The organism is Nonomuraea sp. WAC 01424, assembly GCF_003947315.1.
Taxonomy (GTDB): domain Bacteria; phylum Actinomycetota; class Actinomycetes; order Streptosporangiales; family Streptosporangiaceae; genus Nonomuraea; species Nonomuraea spiralis.
The window spans coordinates 283,713-299,847 of sequence record NZ_QHHZ01000017.1; the positions used below are offsets into that span (position 1 = coordinate 283,713).

19 protein-coding genes are annotated in these 16,135 nt (G+C 71.2%); 10 read left to right on the plus strand and 9 right to left on the minus strand.

The window, feature by feature from the left end; all coding sequences use genetic code 11:
• Positions 1 to 38: 38 nt before the first annotated feature.
• Genes DMB42_RS40125 through DMB42_RS40140 form a run of 4 tightly spaced genes read left to right on the plus strand, consistent with a single transcriptional unit; the run spans position 39 to position 3,469 of the window.
• Positions 39 to 2,153, plus strand: a complete 2,115-nt coding sequence (locus DMB42_RS40125) for an ATP-binding protein (RefSeq protein WP_185845116.1) — start codon at positions 39 to 41, stop codon at positions 2,151 to 2,153.
• The gene (locus DMB42_RS40130; protein ID WP_125644171.1) at positions 2,150 to 2,557 is read left to right on the plus strand and encodes a roadblock/LC7 domain-containing protein; all 408 of its coding nucleotides are present in this window, start codon (positions 2,150 to 2,152) and stop codon (positions 2,555 to 2,557) included. The genes DMB42_RS40125 and DMB42_RS40130 overlap by 4 nt, the downstream gene beginning before the upstream one ends.
• On the plus strand, positions 2,554 to 2,916 hold the full coding sequence (locus DMB42_RS40135; protein ID WP_125644173.1) for a DUF742 domain-containing protein: 363 nt from the start codon (positions 2,554 to 2,556) through the stop codon (positions 2,914 to 2,916). The genes DMB42_RS40130 and DMB42_RS40135 overlap by 4 nt, the downstream gene beginning before the upstream one ends.
• Positions 2,897 to 3,469, plus strand: a complete 573-nt coding sequence (locus tag DMB42_RS40140) for an ATP/GTP-binding protein (protein WP_125644175.1) — start codon at positions 2,897 to 2,899, stop codon at positions 3,467 to 3,469. Before DMB42_RS40135 ends, DMB42_RS40140 begins: the two co-directional genes overlap by 20 nt.
• On the opposite strand, the gene DMB42_RS40145 is transcribed toward DMB42_RS40140, so the two are convergent.
• From DMB42_RS40145 to DMB42_RS40170, 6 genes are all read right to left on the minus strand, one after another.
• Positions 3,466 to 3,840, minus strand: coding sequence for a DUF742 domain-containing protein (locus tag DMB42_RS40145; RefSeq protein WP_125644177.1), 375 nt, complete (start codon positions 3,838 to 3,840; stop codon positions 3,466 to 3,468). The two genes, DMB42_RS40140 and DMB42_RS40145, sit on opposite strands and share 4 nt — an antisense overlap.
• Entirely contained in the window at positions 3,837 to 6,050 is a 2,214-nt protein-coding gene (locus tag DMB42_RS40150) for a nitrate- and nitrite sensing domain-containing protein (protein WP_125644179.1), read from the minus strand. The genes DMB42_RS40145 and DMB42_RS40150 overlap by 4 nt, the downstream gene beginning before the upstream one ends.
• A gap of 56 nt (positions 6,051 to 6,106) precedes the next feature.
• Positions 6,107 to 6,859, minus strand: a complete 753-nt coding sequence (locus tag DMB42_RS40155; protein WP_260478215.1) for a DUF998 domain-containing protein — start codon at positions 6,857 to 6,859, stop codon at positions 6,107 to 6,109.
• A gap of 271 nt (positions 6,860 to 7,130) precedes the next feature.
• Positions 7,131 to 8,549, minus strand: a complete 1,419-nt coding sequence (locus tag DMB42_RS40160) for a xylulokinase (RefSeq protein WP_125644181.1) — start codon at positions 8,547 to 8,549, stop codon at positions 7,131 to 7,133.
• An 87-nt stretch (positions 8,550 to 8,636) separates the two neighbouring features.
• Positions 8,637 to 8,825 (minus strand): hypothetical protein, encoded by a 189-nt coding sequence (locus DMB42_RS40165; RefSeq protein ID WP_125644183.1) that lies wholly within the window; start codon positions 8,823 to 8,825, stop codon positions 8,637 to 8,639.
• 60 nt (positions 8,826 to 8,885) lie between these two features.
• The gene (locus tag DMB42_RS40170; RefSeq protein ID WP_125644185.1) at positions 8,886 to 9,335 is read right to left on the minus strand and encodes a MarR family winged helix-turn-helix transcriptional regulator; all 450 of its coding nucleotides are present in this window, start codon (positions 9,333 to 9,335) and stop codon (positions 8,886 to 8,888) included.
• Positions 9,336 to 9,398: 63 nt separating this feature from the next.
• On the opposite strand from DMB42_RS40170, the gene DMB42_RS40175 reads away from it, so the two are divergent.
• Together DMB42_RS40175 and DMB42_RS40180 are read left to right on the plus strand one after the other, a co-directional pair.
• On the plus strand, positions 9,399 to 9,908 hold the full coding sequence (locus DMB42_RS40175) for a VOC family protein (protein WP_125644187.1): 510 nt from the start codon (positions 9,399 to 9,401) through the stop codon (positions 9,906 to 9,908).
• A 44-nt stretch (positions 9,909 to 9,952) separates the two neighbouring features.
• Entirely contained in the window at positions 9,953 to 10,183 is a 231-nt protein-coding gene (locus tag DMB42_RS40180) for a hypothetical protein (RefSeq protein ID WP_125644189.1), read from the plus strand.
• 36 nt (positions 10,184 to 10,219) lie between these two features.
• Here DMB42_RS40180 and DMB42_RS40185 read toward each other — a convergent pair whose 3' ends face one another.
• Together DMB42_RS40185 and DMB42_RS40190 are read right to left on the minus strand one after the other, a co-directional pair.
• On the minus strand, positions 10,220 to 11,500 hold the full coding sequence (locus tag DMB42_RS40185; RefSeq protein ID WP_260478216.1) for a TIGR04013 family B12-binding domain/radical SAM domain-containing protein: 1,281 nt from the start codon (positions 11,498 to 11,500) through the stop codon (positions 10,220 to 10,222).
• Positions 11,501 to 11,515: 15 nt separating this feature from the next.
• Positions 11,516 to 12,094, minus strand: a complete 579-nt coding sequence (locus DMB42_RS40190) for an NADPH-dependent FMN reductase (protein ID WP_125644193.1) — start codon at positions 12,092 to 12,094, stop codon at positions 11,516 to 11,518.
• A 78-nt stretch (positions 12,095 to 12,172) separates the two neighbouring features.
• Here DMB42_RS40190 and DMB42_RS40195 point away from each other — a divergent pair, with 78 nt between their 5' ends.
• Positions 12,173 to 12,511, plus strand: a complete 339-nt coding sequence (locus tag DMB42_RS40195; RefSeq protein ID WP_221762554.1) for a helix-turn-helix domain-containing protein — start codon at positions 12,173 to 12,175, stop codon at positions 12,509 to 12,511.
• A gap of 162 nt (positions 12,512 to 12,673) precedes the next feature.
• Complete coding sequence (locus tag DMB42_RS40200; protein ID WP_125644195.1) at positions 12,674 to 13,822, plus strand: MFS transporter; 1,149 nt, start codon at positions 12,674 to 12,676, stop codon at positions 13,820 to 13,822.
• Here DMB42_RS40200 and DMB42_RS40205 read toward each other — a convergent pair.
• Entirely contained in the window at positions 13,779 to 14,249 is a 471-nt protein-coding gene (locus DMB42_RS40205; RefSeq protein ID WP_125644197.1) for a hypothetical protein, read from the minus strand. The genes DMB42_RS40200 and DMB42_RS40205 overlap by 44 nt on opposite strands.
• Before the next feature lie 227 nt (positions 14,250 to 14,476).
• Here DMB42_RS40205 and DMB42_RS40210 point away from each other — a divergent pair, with 227 nt between their 5' ends.
• Together DMB42_RS40210 and DMB42_RS40215 are read left to right on the plus strand one after the other, a co-directional pair.
• Positions 14,477 to 15,565, plus strand: coding sequence for a S1 family peptidase (locus DMB42_RS40210; RefSeq protein ID WP_125644199.1), 1,089 nt, complete (start codon positions 14,477 to 14,479; stop codon positions 15,563 to 15,565).
• 190 nt (positions 15,566 to 15,755) lie between these two features.
• Entirely contained in the window at positions 15,756 to 16,133 is a 378-nt protein-coding gene (locus tag DMB42_RS40215) for a VOC family protein (protein ID WP_125644201.1), read from the plus strand.
• Positions 16,134 to 16,135: the final 2 nt, after the last annotated feature.

Sequence of the window (16,135 nt, forward strand, 5' to 3'; positions counted from 1 at the left end):
GCTCGCGAAACCGGTCAATTCGGTTCAAGATCTTTTTATTGCTGCTGCTACCCCTCCTGTCTCTCAGCGCGCTGTGGGGTTTCGTCCTCAACCTGACCATGGGCGACGCACAGTCACTCCTCCGGGCTGACACGCTCTACGAGACGCTCGGCGTCACCTCCACCGACCTGGGCGTACAGCTTCAGGCCGAACGGGTGCGCTCGGCCGAGGCGCTCACTACCCGTGAACTCACCGAAGATCTTGGGGCCCAGCGGGCCCGTACGGACCGGTCCGCGGCCGACTTCGAGCAGGCCGGCGCCGAGGCGGGCGACGCGATCGGCGACGACCTGCGGGTGCCGCTCGACGACCTGACCGCCCGGCTCGACCGCCTCGGCGCAGTACGGGCCGACATCGACGGCGGCATCAGCTCCCGCCTGATGGGCCTGGAAGCCTACAACCACGTGCTCGACGCCGTCTTCACGCTCTACGACCACCTGGTCTCCGTCTCCGACCTGACCATCTTCCAGCAGGCCAGCTCGTTGCAGGCCATGGGCAGCGCCAGGGAGTACATCGCCAGGGAGCACGCCCTCGTCGTCGGCGCCCTGGTGGACAAGCGGCTGACCGAGCCCGAGCGGGTGGCCTTCACCGAGTACGCCGCCTCCAGGAAGTTCCTGCACGCCCGTGGCCTGGCCGGGCTCGACGTGCCGCTGCGCAGGCCGTACGAGCAGGTGTTCGCGTCCCAGCCGTTCCTGACGTTCTCCTCGCTGGAGGCCAGGATCGTCAAGACCGGGGAGCCGCCCGCCGAGGCCGAGGTGTGGAAGGGCGCGATAGACCGGCTCACCGCCGAGTTGGACCGCGACAGTGCGGCCGCCGCCAAGGTCCTGGCCGCCCGGACCTCGGACGCCGCCAGTGGGACCGTCGTCAAGATAGCCGTCGCGGGCGGCCTCGGGTTGATAGCCGTGCTCGCGTCGATCATCATCTCTGTACGCTTCGGTCGCCGCCTGGCGGGCGAGCTGTACGGGCTGCGCACCGCCGCGATCGAGCTGTCGGAGGTACGCCTGCCCGATGTCGTGGACAGGCTGCGCAAGGGCGAGGACGTTGACGTGCGGAAGGAGGCCGGGACCATCAGGGTGAGCGGATCAGCGGAGATCACCGACGTGGGCAGGGCCTTCGCCTCCGTGCAGCGCACGGCCGTCACGGCCGCCGTCGGGCAGGCCGCGCTGCGCCGCGGGGTCGGTCAGGTGTTCCTCAACCTCGCCAGGCGCAAGCAGGGCCTGCTGCACCGGCAGCTCGGGCTGCTCGACGGCATGCAGCGCCGTACGCACGACCCCGACCGGCTGGAGGAGCTCTTCCGCCTCGACCACCTGACCACCCGCATGCGGCGGCACGCCGAGAGCCTGATGATCCTCTCGGGCTCGGCCCCCGCGCGGGCGTGGCGCAGGCCGGTGCCCGTCCTGGACATCGTCCGGGCCGCGGTGGCCGAGGTCGAGGACTACACGAGGGTCAACGTCGAGGCCATGCCGGTCAGCGCGTTCGACGGCGGGGCCGCGGCCGACCTCACGCACCTCGTGGCCGAACTGGTCGAGAACGCCACCATCTACTCACCGCCGGACACCGTGGTCCAGGTCCGCGGCGACCAGGTCAGCAACGGCTACGCCATCGAGATCGAGGACAAAGGGCTCGGGCTGTCGCCCGTCGAGTACGCCGCGATCAACAAGCTGCTGTCCGCGCCGCCCGAGTTCGACCTGGCCGACAGCGACCGGCTCGGCCTGTTCGTGGTGGCCAGGCTGGCCGAACGCCACGAGATCAAGGTCCAGCTCCGCCGCTCGCCCTACGGCGGCACCGCGGCCATCGTGCTCGTGCCGCGCTCGCTGGTGACCGAGCAGCCCGCCCTGACCGCCGGCGACGAGGACAGCCGGACGCCGGAGCTGCCGAGCCGTACGAAGAAGGCGCTCGCGGTGGTCACCTCGGGCACCCACGCCGGACTGCCCAGGCGCGTGCGCCAGGCGAACCTGGCGCCGCAGCTCAAGGACGACGGACCGCCGGAGCCGGAGCCGCCGGCCGAACGCTCTCCCGACGAGGTACGCGATTTGTTCTCCGCGTTCCAGCGGGGAACCCAACGCGCCCGAGAAGAAGCCTCCGAGGAGGAGCCCATGAGCAAGGGGGACGCATGACTGCGCAAACCACCAACACCGGTGAGCTGAACTGGCTGCTCGACGACCTGGCAGGCAGGGTCGCCGCCGTCCGCCAGGCGGTCATCCTTTCTACCGACGGCCTGGCCGTCGGCTACTCCAAGGGATTGACCCGCGAGGACGCCGAGCACCTGTCGGCCGTCGCGGCGGGCTTCCAGAGCCTGGCCCGCGGCACCGGACGCCATTTCGGCGGCGGCGACGTGCGCCAGACCATCGTGGAGATGGAGAGCGCGTTCCTGTTCGTCACCGCGGCCGGACAGGGCACCTGCCTGGCCGTGATCGCGGACGCGAACGTCGACGTCGGGCACATCGCGTACGAGATGGCGATGCTGGTCAAGCGGGTGGGCCAGCACATCACCACGAACCCGCGCTCGGGAACACCATGACCGACGCCCCCCGCTGGTACGACGAGGAGGCCGGGCCCGTCGTCCGGCCCTTTGCCCTCATCAGGGGCCGGACGCGCTCGTCGGGAGACGCCTTCGACCTCGTCGCGTCCGTGCGCGCGCTCGCCGAGCGGGCGGACGACCTCGGCCCCGAACAACAACTCATCCTGCGGGCGGCGCGGAGCCCGATCTCGGTGGCCGACCTGGCCGTCGAGCTCGACCTGCCCGTCGGAGTCGTCCGAGTGCTGCTCGGCGACATGCGTGACCACGGCCTCATCTCGGTGACGTCGCCCTCGGCTACGGGGTCGCGTTCCAATGAGCGCATTCTCAAGGAAGTGATCAATGGACTCCGTGCTCTCTGAGGACCCCGTCGCGCTGAAGATCCTCATCGCGGGTGGGTTCGGTGTCGGCAAGACCACCCTGGTCGGGTCGATCAGCGAGATCAAGCCGCTGCGCACGGAAGAGGTGCTCTCCGACCGCGGGATCGGGGTCGACGACCTCGACGGCGTGGAGGCCAAGACCACCACCACCGTGGCGATGGACTTCGGCCGCATCACGATCCGCGACGGGCTGGTCGTGTACCTGTTCGGCACCCCCGGCCAGGAACGGTTCTGGTTCATGTGGGACGAGCTGTCCTACGGCGCGCTGGGCGCGGTCGTGATCGCCGACACCCGGCGGCTGACCGACTGCTTCCCATCGGTGGACTACTTCGAGCAGCGCGGCACACCGTTCGTGGTGGCCGTCAACTGCTTCGAGGGCGCGTCCCAGCACAGCGTGGAGGACGTGCGCATCGCGCTCGACCTGGACGACGACGTCCCCGTGATGCTGTGCGACGTGCGGCGCAGGGCCTCGGCCAAGGAAGTGATGATCACCCTGGTCGAGCACTCCCTGCGGACGCTCACCACCGCGAACTAGAGCGCGCGCAGCCCGTTGATCACCTCGCGGAGCAGGCTCTCCGTGGGGCTCGCGGTTCTGTCGCGCGGCGGGCGCACATCGATCAGGTCGTACTCCAGCAGGTCGCCGAGCAGCACCCGGATCACGCCCACGGGCAACTCCAGCTCCGAGGCGACCTCGGCGACGGGCCTGGAGTGGCCGGCCAGGCAGCTCATCAGCCGCCGGTGCTGAGCGCTCAGCTCGGCCTTGGCCGGCGCGGGCCGTCCCGTCGATGCGACGGTCGCCAGCAGATCGAGAGCCGGGGACGAGGGCCTGGTGCGCCCCCGCGCCACGGCGTACGGCCGGACGACGGGCCCGGCCTCCTCGTCCACCCACTCGTGCTCGCGGCTCACGGTCGGGAACCCCCATCCTGGTCGCTGTCCTGCCGCCCCCGCTGCCATCCGGACTGGAGTGAGGACAGCAGCGCCCTGGTCTCCTCGGGCGAACGCTCCTCGGCCTCCGTGGGCGCCGCCAGCGGAGGGGGCGCCTGCCTGAGCCGCGGGGGCAGGTTCGCCTGCCGTTCGCGGCGGGGCAGCCCCGGCTCCTCGCCCGCGGCCGGTCCCGCGCGCTTGCTCGTACGGACCCGGCGCGGCAGCTCGCCCGGCCCGGTCGCCTCCCCCACGTCGATCGCCCGGTCGGTACGGATGACCGACACGGACACGGACTCGAACTCCATCGGCCGCACCGGCGTCGCCATCGGCTCGACCAGCGATCCCGGCACGAGCACGATGGCGGTCGTGCCGCCGTACGGGGAGAGCTTCAGGGTGACCTTGATGCCGTGCCTGGCGGCCAGGATGCCGACCACCGCGAACCCCAGCCGCTCGGTCTGCGCGGGGTCGAACTCCGGCGGGCTGGCCAGGCGGTCGTTGATGGCCCTGCGGGTCTCCTCGTCCATGCCGAGGCCGCGGTCCTCGATCTCGACCGCGAAGCCCCTGCCGACCATCTCGCCGCGGACCGAGACCTCGTTGGCGGGCGCGGAGAACGACGTCGCGTTCTCGATCAGCTCGGCGAACAGGTGCATGAGGTCGGCCACGGCCGAGCCGGAGACGCCGCACTCGGGCATCGGGTAGACCCGGACCCGGGTGTACTCCTCGACCTGGGCGGCGGCGCCGCTCAGCACGTCCTCGACCGGGATGACGCCGCGCCACCTGCGGCCCGCCGTACCACCCGAGAGCAGCACCAGGCCCTCGGCGTGGCGGCGCATGCGGGTGGTCAGGTGGTCGAGCCTGAACAGGCGTTCCAGGGCCTCGGGCTCCTCGGTCTGGCGCTGCATCTCGTCCAGCATCCTGAGCTGGCGCTGGAGCAGCGACTGACTGCGCCTGGCCAGGTTGCGCAGCGCCTCGGCCACGCCCTCGCGCAGCCTGGCCTGCTCGACGGCGGCGTCCACGGCGGTGCTCTGCACGCTGTCGAAGGCCGCGGCGAGGTCGACGACCTCGCTGGTCGCGTTGTCGCCGACCCTGATGGGCGGCGCCTCGGCCTCGATGTCCACCCGTTCGCCGGTACGCAGCTTCGTCACCACGTCGGGCAGCCTGACCTCGGCCAGGTCGAGCGCCGTACGGCGGAGGGTGGCCAGCTCCCGGGTGATCCTGCGGCCCACCCGGACGGAGATGAAGATCGAGAAGGCGACCGCGATGAGCCCCAGCGCGCCCGCGACGGCGGCCCTGACGACGATGACCACGCCGGCCGGCTGCATCCGGCTCAGCAGCTTGTCGCCGGTGCTCCAGACGGCCTGGCTGTAGTCCTTGAGCACCTGGTCGGCGATGCCGCGCCAGAGGTCCATGTCGGCCGGCTGGCCGGCCACGTACGTCTCCAGCAGGTTCTCCATGGTGATGTACCTGGAGGAGTAGAACAGCTTCTCGAACGGGGCACGCAGCTCGGTGTCGAGGTTGGCCAGCGCCTTGGGGAACAGGAACGTACGGGTGCCGTCGATGCCGGCCAGCAGGTGCACGTCGCGCATCGTGGGGCGGCCGTTGGAGGCGACGAGCAGGGCGTTCTCGCGGCTGAGCAGCTCGCGCACCTCGTCCGCCGCGATCAGGCCGTGGGCCTGGAGTGACAGTTCGAGGTCGGTGCTGACGGTCAGCCGGGAGTACAGCAGGTGGACCTCGTCGGAGACCTTGGCGTACTCGGTGACCAGGGCGCCGGGGGTGAGCTTGCGCTCGTCGACCTTGCGCCTGACCTCCGGGAGCCGGTCCACGGTCTCCAGCACGACCTGGAACTGCTTCTTCATGTCGTCGGTCATGGCCGACTGGGCGTCCTCGGTCAGGGCCCGTTCGCGCAGGGTCTTCCTACTGGCGTCCACCTCGGCGCGGGCCTTGGACAGGGGCGCCTGCTCGGTCTGCGTGCCGGCGAGCCGTTCGGCGGAGGCCAGGCGTTCGATCTGGAGGTTGGAGACCAGGCCGTCGGCGTTGTTGATGACGTCCGACCAGATGGCATCGATCTTGAAGAGGTTCAGCGCCTCGCCCGTCGTCGTGCTCGCGGCGAAGCCCCAGAGCGCGATCAGCGAGATCAAGGGGATGACGAGCAGCGTCGAGATCTTGAATCGGATGGATCTGCCCGATGCCATGACACCTGCTCCCGCATAGAAGATCGCGGGAGAGAATAGCACCGAAACGGGCGGGATTAAGATCGACTAGCGATAAATCTGTGATATGTCGTGAAATTTGCGTCTGCTGGGTGGTTCCGGGACCGGCCCGGAGCCCAGGTCAGCCACAACGCCCAGGCCGCCAGCAGGCCCAGCAACGACACCTCCGCTCCCAGCAGCAGCCGTTCGACCAGCCCGATCATGACCCGCTCCCCCGGCAGGGCCACGTACGTGATCGCCAGCACGCCGAACACGGCGGCCAGCGCCACCCACTCCACGGCCCGCGCCACGGGCTTCCAGAGGGCGTCCGCGGTCAGCCTGGGCACCAGCAGGGCCCCGGCGGCCGGGAGGCTCACGAACGCGGCGATCGACACGTACCGGTGAATCTGGGCCGCGAGGTCGAGATCGAGGCCGAGGGGGACGGTCGGGATGACCGCCACCACGACCAGCGCCGCCGACCACACCATGAGCAGCTTCTCCGGCAGCCCCCGGATCGGCGCCCGCATCTTTCTCAGCGCGGCCAGCAGCGCGAGCGACCCGATCCCGAGCACCGCCATCGCGACCTCCGTGACGCCCCCGCGGTCGGTCACGGCGTACTCGCTGATGGTCACGTTCATGGGGTCGAGGTATGGGTCGGGACCGAAGTGACCGACCAGGATGGCGACCACCGAGAACACGATGGACGCGCACGCGACGAGGGGGTAGAGCCTCGCCGTCGTCATGAGGGCCCGGGGGCCCGCGATCCTGGGCGCCCTCGCGGCTCTCACTCTGCTGTTCGGCACTGCGGTCATGTGCCCTACTCTCGCCCGCCCAGGCGTGCCGCCACATCCGGCGGCACCCCCGAGCCGTCCCTGACTCCGACCCTGAGTCCCCTACCGCGTCACCCCGGGATGGACGGTGCCGCTCAGTCGGAGGCGACGAAGAGGGAGAACACCCGGTCGGGACGGCCGATGGGCGTCCAGGACGTCCCGGACCCGTCGTATTGGAACACGCTCATGTCCCGGTCCACCCGATGAACCCTTGTCCACCGCAAGGCTTTTTTCACCCCATTACAGAGGCCCTTCAGTCGAGCACGTGTGCCGTGGCCCTGGCGTAGCGGGTGCGGATTTCGGGGACGGCCGGGGCGTCGTAGGTCGCGGTGTCCTCGATCCGCCAGTCGGGGGTGGTCAGCAGGGCGGCGGCCTGGCGGGCGGCGCCGTCGGCGACGTACTCGCCGGGCGGCGGCACCGCGATCGGCACGCCGAAGACGGTCGGCGCGATGCGGCGTACGGCCTCCGAACGCGCCGCGCCGCCGATCAGCAGCACCCGCTCCGGCCGCGTGCCCAGCGCGTCGAGGGCGTCGGCGAGGCCGCACAACATGCCCTCCACGGCCGCGCGGGCCAGGTGGGCCGGGGTCGCGGTGGCCAGGGTGAGCCCGAGGACCGAGCCCGTCGCGGTGGGCCGGTTGGGGGTGCGCTCCCCCTCCAGGTACGGCACCAGCGTCAGCCCGCCGGCCCCCGCGGGCACCCGGAGCGCGAGCTCGCTCAGCTCGTCGAGCCCGACCCCGGCCAGACCGGCGGCGGCGTCGAGGACCCTGGCGGCGTTGAGCGTGCACACCAGCGGCAGGAAACGCCCGGTCGCGTCGGCGAACCCGGCGACCGCGCCGGTGGCGTCGGCGCTCGGCGTCCCCGCGACCCCGAACACCGTGCCGGACGTGCCGAGCGAGACCACCACGTCACCCGGCCCGGCCCCGACGCCGAGCGCGGCGGCCATGTTGTCGCCGGTGCCCGGCGCGAGCAGCGGACCGGCCGCGGCCGGGTCACCCGCGCGGCCGGTGGGCCCCAGCACCCGCGGCAGCAGCGGGACCGCCCCGAACGCGGCCTTGAGCAGATCGGTACGGTACGCGCCGGTCGCCGGGGACCAGTAGCCGGTGCCCGAGGCGTCACCCCGGTCGGTGGCGAGCAGGTCGAGCGCCGGCGGCGGCGCGTCGTGCCAGGCCGCGACGTCGGTGCCCAGGGCCAGCGCGCCGGCCAGCCGCCAGGTCAGCCAGTCGTGCGGCAGGCAGACCGCCGCGGTACGGCGGGCGTTGGCGGGCTCGTGCTCGGCCAGCCAGCGCAGCTTGGTCACCGTGAACGCGGCGACCGGCACCGAGCCGACCGCCTCGGCCCAGGCCCCCGGCCCGCCCAGCTCCGCAACCAGGTCGGCGGCGGCGCGGGCGGAGCGGGTGTCGTTCCAGAGCAGGGCGTCGCGGACGACCTCGCCCGCCTCGTCGAGGCAGACCATGCCGTGCTGCTGCCCGGCGACGCTGACCGCCGCCACGTCGGCGAGGCCGCCGGGCTCCTCGACGGCCCGCAGCAGCGCCGTCCACCAGTGGGCGGGGTGGATCTCGGTGCCGGCCGGGTGGGCGGCGCGGCCCTGCCTGACCAGCGCGCCCGTCTCGGCGTCGCGAATGACGACCTTGCAGCTCTGCGTGGAGGAATCAACCCCAGCGACCAGCGTCACCCGAACTCCTTCTGCGTGCTCCAGGGCGAGTTGGTTGTGATGCTATCCGCGTTCCGGAGCGACGTTCAGGGGTGATTCGGGGGGTTTTTACAGCCCGGATGGGTCCCGGCCGACGCTGATCTCCTCGGCGATCTTGCGGATCTCCGTCACCTGGAGACCTGGGGCCTTGGGCAGGTGGCGCAGCAGCGCCTCCATGACGACGGGCACGGGCTGGCCCGCCATCCGGCCCGCGATGCCGTGAACCGCCCGGAACAGCGCCTCTTCGGTGTCGTACATCGGCAATCCCCTCGTTCGGCTACCGGGAGAGGCTACGGCCTGGCCGCGACAGTTCGCTCGCTACCGCTCCAGCGTGTTCCGGACGGCCGAGCAGATCGCGCCGAGTTCGCGTACCTGGTCGGGGGTGAGCACGTCGAACAGGCTCCGGCGAACCTCCTCGACGTGGCCGGGGGCGGCGGCGGCCAGCGCGGCGAAGCCGGCGTCCGTCAGCACGGCGAGGTTGCCCCTGCCGTCGGCGGGGCAGCGCTCGCGGCGCACCCAGCCGCGCTCCTCCAGGCGGGCGGCGGCGTGCGAGAGGCGGCTCTGGGAGCTCTGGGCCCGGGCGGCCAACTCGCTCATGCGCATCGTCCGCTCAGGGGCCTCCGACAGCGCCACCAGGATCATGTAGTACGTGTGCGGCATGCCCGCCTCGCGCTGGAGCTGCCGGTCCAGCGCCTCGTTGATGAGCTGGCTCGCGGCCAGGAAGTCGCGCCAGGTCTGCTGCTCGTCCGGATCCAGCCATCGGGTCATCGCCTCATTTTAGTTGAACTCTCATATACTCGACCCGGAACAATCAGGTGAAAGGGGACGACCATGCCGGTCCACAGGCTCAACCACGCGGTCCTCTACGTCCGTGACGTGGAGCGCAGCGTGGCCTTCTACCGGGAGGCGCTCGGTTTCGAGGTGGTCATGGGCATGCGCGGCGCCGCATTCCTCCAGGCCCCGGGCTCCAGCAACGACCACGACCTCGGGCTGTTCGAGATCGGCGAGAACGCGGGCCCCTCGACCGCCGGGCGCACCGCCGTCGGGCTCTACCACCTGGCGTGGGAGGTCGACACGCTGGACGAGCTGGAACGCATCGCGATCACGCTGAGCGAGCTGGGCTCCCTCGTCGGCGCCTCCGACCACGGCACCACCAAGGCGCTGTACGCCAAGGACCCCGACGGGCTGGAGTTCGAGGTCTCCTGGCTCGTCCCCGCCTCGCTGATCACCGACGAGACCCTGGCCGCCAGGGCCGCCATCCGCCCGCTCGACCTGGCCGCCGACAAGGAGCGGTACGGCGCCGGCACCCGCGGCGGGGTCGGGGTGTCGATCCCGGCCTGACGGTACCGTGGCAGGTATCCGACCCGACCGTTCCGGAGAAGGTCATGCCAAACGATCCGGATCACGTTCTCGACGCCATCGACGGCGTCGTGGACGAGTGGGAGACGCTGAGCGCCGACGCCATGCGCTGGGCGCCTCCCGAGCACAAGTCGCCCGACCTGCTGCACGAGGTGACGGAGCTCTTCACGCCGATCGCCGAGGCGCTCGGCGAGGTGCTGCGGCCGATCGGCGACTCGATCACCCGCGTGCTCGACCGGCTCACCGACGACGACTAGCCGGCCCGTACTGCGCCGGTCAGCCCGTAATGCCGGTCAGCCCGTCCGGCGGCGGCGGGTGCGGCGCGGGTAGGACTTGGCCGTCTCGGCCAGCCGGGCCGAGTGCTCGGCCTGCCTGCGCCAGTGTCCGTAGGCGTCGCCGCGCTGGGCCAGCCGGTCGAGCTCGCGCATGGTCGTGAGCGGGATGAACGCTGGCTCGGCGTCCCGCCAGGGCGTGCCGGGCAGCGGCATGAACGTGTGGGTGTGGATGCGGGCGCCCAGCTCGGCCAGGTCGGCGGCCAGCGCGAGCGACTGCCGCTGGTCCTCCTCCGACTCGCCGGGCATGCCGAAGATGAAGTCGACGTTCGCCCTGAAGCCGTGCTCGACGGCGATCCTGACGGCGTCGCGTACGGGCGAGGTGTCGTGGCCGCGCCCTGAGGCGGCCAGCACCCGGTCGGATCCCGACTGGGCGCCGATGATCAGGTTGTCGTTGGCCACGTACCGCTTGAGCAGCCGCATGGCCTCGGGCGTGACGTGCTCGGGCCGCACCTCGGACGGGAAGCTGCCGAAGAACACCCGGCCGCGCGGCGGCAGCTCCTCCTTGACCCCCGCCAGCAGCTCCTCCACCGCGCCGAGATCGGGGTCGGGGCCCGGCGAGCCGTAGGAGAGCGAGGTCGGCGTGATGAAGCGCACGTCCCGCAGCCCCTGCTCGACCATGCCCCTGACGTGCGCGCGCACGCTCGCCACCGACCGGTGGCGGAACTGGCCGCCGAACATGAACGGCGTCTGGCAGAACCGGCACGTGTACCGGCACCCCCGCGTGATCTCGATGGGCCCCTTCCGGCCTGCGAACGACGGGAACGCGTCGAGCGGGAGCTGCGGGGCGGGCCGCGTCCTGAGCGCGACGCCGTCGCCGTCCTTGACCGCCAGGCCGGGCACGGTGGTCAGCGGCTCGCCCCGCCCCAGCGCCTCGACCAGGGCGATGATCGTGGACTCGCCCTCGCCGATCGCCGCCAGGTCCCAGCCGGCGTCGATGACCTGTTGCGGCTCGGCCGTGGCGTGCACCCCGCCGGCGATGTGCAGCCCCCGGCCGTCGCTGAGCGACCTGACCGTGGCGAGCTCGGCGGCCATGGCCTCGGCGTCGGGCGAGTAGAACGACCAGAGCACAAGCACCCGGTCGGCCCGGCTGGCCGCGATGTGGGCCGCCGTCTCCTCGGGGGTGACGCCGAGCAGCTGCCGGTGCTCCACGCCCGAGGTCTCCAGGGCGGCGAGCACCGCGTGCACGCCGTACGTCACGGCCTTGCGGTAACGGACCACCACATCCACTGCCAGCGTCACGACCGGCAGCGTAGCTCAGGCGTGGGCCAGCCGCATGGGACGCAGCGCGCCGGTGAGCTTGGCCAGCTCGGCGAGCATGGCGTCGGCGGCGGCGATCATCACGTCGTTGGGCGCCACGGTGCCGTCCTCGGCGATGAACTGCTGGTAGAAGGGGATGTTGACGGCCTCGACCACGGGGATCATCTTCAGCGTGCTGACGACCTGGCGCAGGCCGTTCACCGCCCGGGTGCCGCCGGAGATCCCGCCGTAGCTGACGAATCCGGCCGCCTTGTGCTGCCACTCGTGGTGCAGGAAGTCCAGGGCGTTCTTCAGCACGGCCGTGAAGCTGTGGTTGTACTCCGGGGTCACGAACACGAAGGCGTCGCCCCGGTCCACGGTGGCGCTCCACTCCTTGGTGTGGGCGTTCACGTACTGCTTGAGCTTGGGGTGGTTCGGCTCGTCGAGGAACGGCAGGCCCACCTCGGCGAGGTCGACCAGCTCGACGTCGAAGTGGCCGGCCGCGACGGCCCGTTCCCGGAACCACTCGGCGACCTCGCGTCCGGCCCTGCTGGCGCGGGTGCTGGCGACGATGATCTGCAGGACGGGCTTGTCCATGGGGTCCTCCTCAGGTAGTTGATACCTCAACATTATTGAGTAGCTAAACATTTCTTAGCAACTGCTAGGATCGGCTCCGTGAGCCCCCATTCGGTCTGCGTCCGGTTCCACGTCGCCCTCGAACTGATCGGCGCCCGCTGGTCGGGCGCGGTGATCCACATGATTTTCAAGGGCGCCCACCGCTACGCCGATCTCAAGGCGGCCATCCCGGGCATCAACGACACGATGCTCGCCCGCCGGCTGCGCGAGCTGGAGTCCGCCGGGCTCGTCGAGCGGCGCGTGCTGCCCACGTCGCCGGTGCGGGTCGAGTACCACCTGACGGAGATGAGCCAGGAGCTGCGGCCGGTGCTCGACGAGCTGGTCACGTGGGCGCACAAGTGGATCCCGCTGCCCGAGGAGCCGGCCAGGTCCGCCTAGCGAATACGGGCGAGCGCCGGAGGCGGGCCGGAGGTTAGACTCCCGGGCATGCACTGGCGACATTGATGAACCACCAGCGGCCGACGCGGCAGACGCGCGCGCGGGCCTCCAGGGTGCCGAGCACCAGACGGAGTCCCTGTCCGCCTCTTCCGAGAGGGCCGCATGTTCGTCCCCAAGCTTTACGTCTACACGTTCCTCGGCGAGTTCGTCCTGCTCTACCCGGTGTACACGCTGCTGTTCACCGACACCGGGCTCTCGGTGGCCGAGACGTCCTCGTTGTTCGTCATCTGGTCCGTGACCGGCATGGTGCTGGAGGTCCCCTCCGGCGCCTGGGCCGACGCGGTGTCCCGCCGCCTGTTGTTGTGCCTGGGCCCGCTGCTGGCCGGCACGGGCTTCGCGTTGTGGGTGCTCTTCCCGTCCTACTGGGCCTTCGCGCTGGGCTTCGTGTTGTGGGGGGCCGAGGGCGCGCTCGTCTCGGGCGCCTTCGAGGCGCTCGCGTACGAGGAGCTCGACCGCCGCGGCCTGCGCGGCCGCTACGCCGTGATCATGGGCAGGGCCCACTCGATCGGCATCGTCGCCGCCGCCTCGGCGATCGCCCTCGCCACGCCCGTCTTCGCGCTCGGCGGCTACCCCGCCGTGGGGGCGGCCAGCGTGCTCTCCTGCCTGCTGTGCGCGGCCACGGCACTGACCCTGCCCGAACGCCGCACGCCGTCCGCCGATTCGGACGGCGGCTATCTCGCGATCCTGCGGGCCGGTGTCGCCGAGGCCAGAACCGACCGGAACGTGCTCCAGGCGCTCGTCCTGATCTCCGTGGTGACGGCGATCTGGGGAGCGCTGGAGGAGTACGTCCCCTTCCTGGCCGCCGAGACCGGCGTGCCGAAGACGGCCGTGCCCCTGCTCGTCCTGGCCGTCTGGGTCGGGGCCTCGGCGGGCGGACTGCTGTCGGGGCCGGCCCAGCGGCTGGCCGAGCGGGCCGTCGCGCTGATCCTGGCGCTGGCGGCGCTGGCCATGGCGGCGGGCGCACTGGTCCGGCATCCGGCCGGGTTCCTGCTGGTCGCCCTGTCGTTCGGGGCGTTCCAGATGGCCGCCGTGGTGGCCGACGCGCGGTTGCAGGAGCGTGTCACGGGCGCCCAGCGGGCCACCGTGACCTCGGTGGCCGGACTGGGGACGAACGTGGTCACGCTGGCCGTCTACACCGCCTACGGCGCGGGCTCGCCGTTCCTCTCCCATGGCACGACGTTCGCCCTGCTGGTCCTGCCGTACGTGGTCATCGCCCTGTGGCTGGCCCGGGAGCGGGTCGCGCCGATGTGATCCGCTTCGACGCGAACGGGACGCGCTTGGGCAGCGGCGGCGGCTCCTCCCCTTCTGGAGCCGCCACCTTGCCCTGGCGCGCCCGCCAGCGGGACGGGAACACGGAAGCGGTCAGCAGAATGCCGCCGATCACGAAAGACCAGGTATTCAGCAATGCCGCGTACGCGTCCAGATAATCGGCGGGCACCAGGTCGAATCCCATTCTCCGGTCGCCTCCCGTGACGACCCGCACGATCGTGGCCCCGGCCAGCGCCGAGAAAGCGAGACCGGGCAGCAGCGAGGCGACCGGGGAAATCCGGGAACCGGCCAGGACGCCGATGAGGATCGCCGTTCCGGCGAGTGCCGCGGCGGCCGCCCAGTCCACGCCGGACGGGGTCGCGCGGGGGCCGTACAGAAGACCGGCCGCGATCAGCGGGATCGCGGCCACTCCCACTCCGGCCCCGGCGAAATGACGAACACCATTACCCATAGAGAACACCTCCAGGCCCAATACGATACCGACATACCTCCGGTAACTACTTTAGGGCGAGAAATCTCCATTTGTGGCCCGTGACCGGAAAACCGGGCATATCGCCGTAATAGGAAATAGTTGGTATCTCCTCATTTTCCTGGCAGCCGTTACGTTGGCAGAACCCCCCATCGAGGAGCGGCGGCATGTTTCGCTGTGCAGTGGCAGGCGTCACCTTCGTGGCCGCCTGCCTGGCCACCCCCGGCCATCCGGCAACCGACCCCGTGATCGAGGCACTCTCACGCGACCTCGGCCTCTCGGAGTCCCAGGTGGTCGCCCGGCTCGCGAGCGAGCGGCATGCCGCCACCCTTGAGTCCGAACTGGCCGCCTCGGTCGGCGACTCCTACGCCGGATCGTGGCTGACCGAGGACGCCTCCGCCCTCGTCGTCGCCACCACCGACCCCGCCGGGGCCGCCGCCGTCTCGGCGCGGGGCGCGCGCCCGGTCCTCGTCCGGCACTCGCTGTCGGAGTTGGAGGACGTCGTCCGCCGCCTCGACCGGGCGGCCCGCCGCGTCGCGACCGGCCCCGCCCTCTGGTACGTCGACGTACGGACGAACCGGGTCGTCCTCCAGGCGCCGTCACCGGCCGCCGAAACCCTGGCCACCGAAGCCCTGGCCGCGGCGGCCCGCAGCACGGTCATCGCGGTCTCGCCGCCCGCCGAGCTGCCCCGGACCTACGCCGACATCATCGGCGGCGACCCCTTCTACGTCGGCTCGACGCGCTGCACGATCGGCTTCTCGGTCACCAAGGGCAGCGTCCCAGGCTTCGTCACCGCGGGCCACTGCGGGCGGACCGGCGACCTGGTCAAGTCCCCGTCGGGCACCTTCCAGGGTTCCTCCTTCCCCGGCAACGACTACGCGTGGGTCGCCACGCCCGGGTACACCGCGCAGCCGTACGTGCGCGGGGCCGGCGGGTCGCTGGTGACCGTGCGCGGCTCGGTCCAGGCGCCGATCGGCTCGTCGGTCTGCCGGTCCGGCCCGACCACCGGCTGGCACTGCGGCACGATCCAGCAGCACAACGCCACCATCACGTACGCCCAGGGGACCGTCTACGGGCTGACCCGTACCAATGTGTGCGGCGAACCCGGCGACTCCGGCGGGCCGTTCATCTCCGGCGGGCAGGCCCAGGGGGTGACCTCGGGTGGCTCGGGGAACTGCAGTTCGGGCGGCACGACGTACTATCAGCCGGTCAACGAGATCCTCAGCGCGTACGGCCTGACCCTGCGCACGGCCTGACCCTTTCCGCCTGCGCTTGTTCGTGGGCACCGATTTCGTCCCGCACCGGTTTCCTCCCGCACCGGTTTCCTCCCACACCGGTTTCCTCCCGGTTTCCTCCCGCACCGATGAGTTGCCGCCTCCGGTCGAGTCTGTCCTTCCGACAGCGGGTCCTTCCGTACCCGACCGCTCCGACCGCAGGAAGGCAGCGATGACGCGCCCCAACCTGAACAGCCTGCTCCTGTCCAGCACCGACCCCGCACGCCTGCGCACCTGGTACGCCACCGTGCTCGACCCCGAGTCCGACACCGACGTCACCCACTACGGCGTGCTGACGTTCGGCGACTTCCACCTGATCATCGACACGCGGGCGGACGTGGCGGACAAGAATCCCGAGCCCGGACGGGTGATACTCAACTTCGACGTGCCCGACGCGCGCGCGATCGCCGCCCGGATGGAGGAGGCGGGCGTGTCATGGCTGGCCGAGCTGGAGGACCGCGACGGCAGCCTGTTCGCCACGGCGATCGACCCCGACGGCAACTACGTCCAGATCATCCAGCTCAGCGAAGAACACCGGAAGGCGATGTGACG

What these genes read in the sequence shown, in the direction of transcription:
- DMB42_RS40130 (WP_125644171.1), top strand. Translation starts at nt 2,150, where the DNA reads ATGACTGCGCAAACCACCAACACCGGTGAGCTGAACTGGCTGCTCGAC.
- DMB42_RS40135 (WP_125644173.1), top strand. Translation starts at nt 2,554, where the DNA reads ATGACCGACGCCCCCCGCTGGTACGACGAGGAGGCCGGGCCCGTCGTC.
- DMB42_RS40140 (WP_125644175.1), top strand. Translation starts at nt 2,897, where the DNA reads ATGGACTCCGTGCTCTCTGAGGACCCCGTCGCGCTGAAGATCCTCATC.
- DMB42_RS40150 (WP_125644179.1), bottom strand. Translation starts at nt 6,050, where the DNA reads ATGGCATCGGGCAGATCCATCCGATTCAAGATCTCGACGCTGCTCGTC.
- DMB42_RS40155 (WP_260478215.1), bottom strand. Translation starts at nt 6,859, where the DNA reads ATGACCGCAGTGCCGAACAGCAGAGTGAGAGCCGCGAGGGCGCCCAGG.
- DMB42_RS40165 (WP_125644183.1), bottom strand. Translation starts at nt 8,825, where the DNA reads ATGTACGACACCGAAGAGGCGCTGTTCCGGGCGGTTCACGGCATCGCG.
- DMB42_RS40170 (WP_125644185.1), bottom strand. Translation starts at nt 9,335, where the DNA reads ATGACCCGATGGCTGGATCCGGACGAGCAGCAGACCTGGCGCGACTTC.
- DMB42_RS40175 (WP_125644187.1), top strand. Translation starts at nt 9,399, where the DNA reads ATGCCGGTCCACAGGCTCAACCACGCGGTCCTCTACGTCCGTGACGTG.
- DMB42_RS40180 (WP_125644189.1), top strand. Translation starts at nt 9,953, where the DNA reads ATGCCAAACGATCCGGATCACGTTCTCGACGCCATCGACGGCGTCGTG.
- DMB42_RS40190 (WP_125644193.1), bottom strand. Translation starts at nt 12,094, where the DNA reads ATGGACAAGCCCGTCCTGCAGATCATCGTCGCCAGCACCCGCGCCAGC.
- DMB42_RS40200 (WP_125644195.1), top strand. Translation starts at nt 12,674, where the DNA reads ATGTTCGTCCCCAAGCTTTACGTCTACACGTTCCTCGGCGAGTTCGTC.
- DMB42_RS40210 (WP_125644199.1), top strand. Translation starts at nt 14,477, where the DNA reads ATGTTTCGCTGTGCAGTGGCAGGCGTCACCTTCGTGGCCGCCTGCCTG.
- DMB42_RS40215 (WP_125644201.1), top strand. Translation starts at nt 15,756, where the DNA reads ATGACGCGCCCCAACCTGAACAGCCTGCTCCTGTCCAGCACCGACCCC.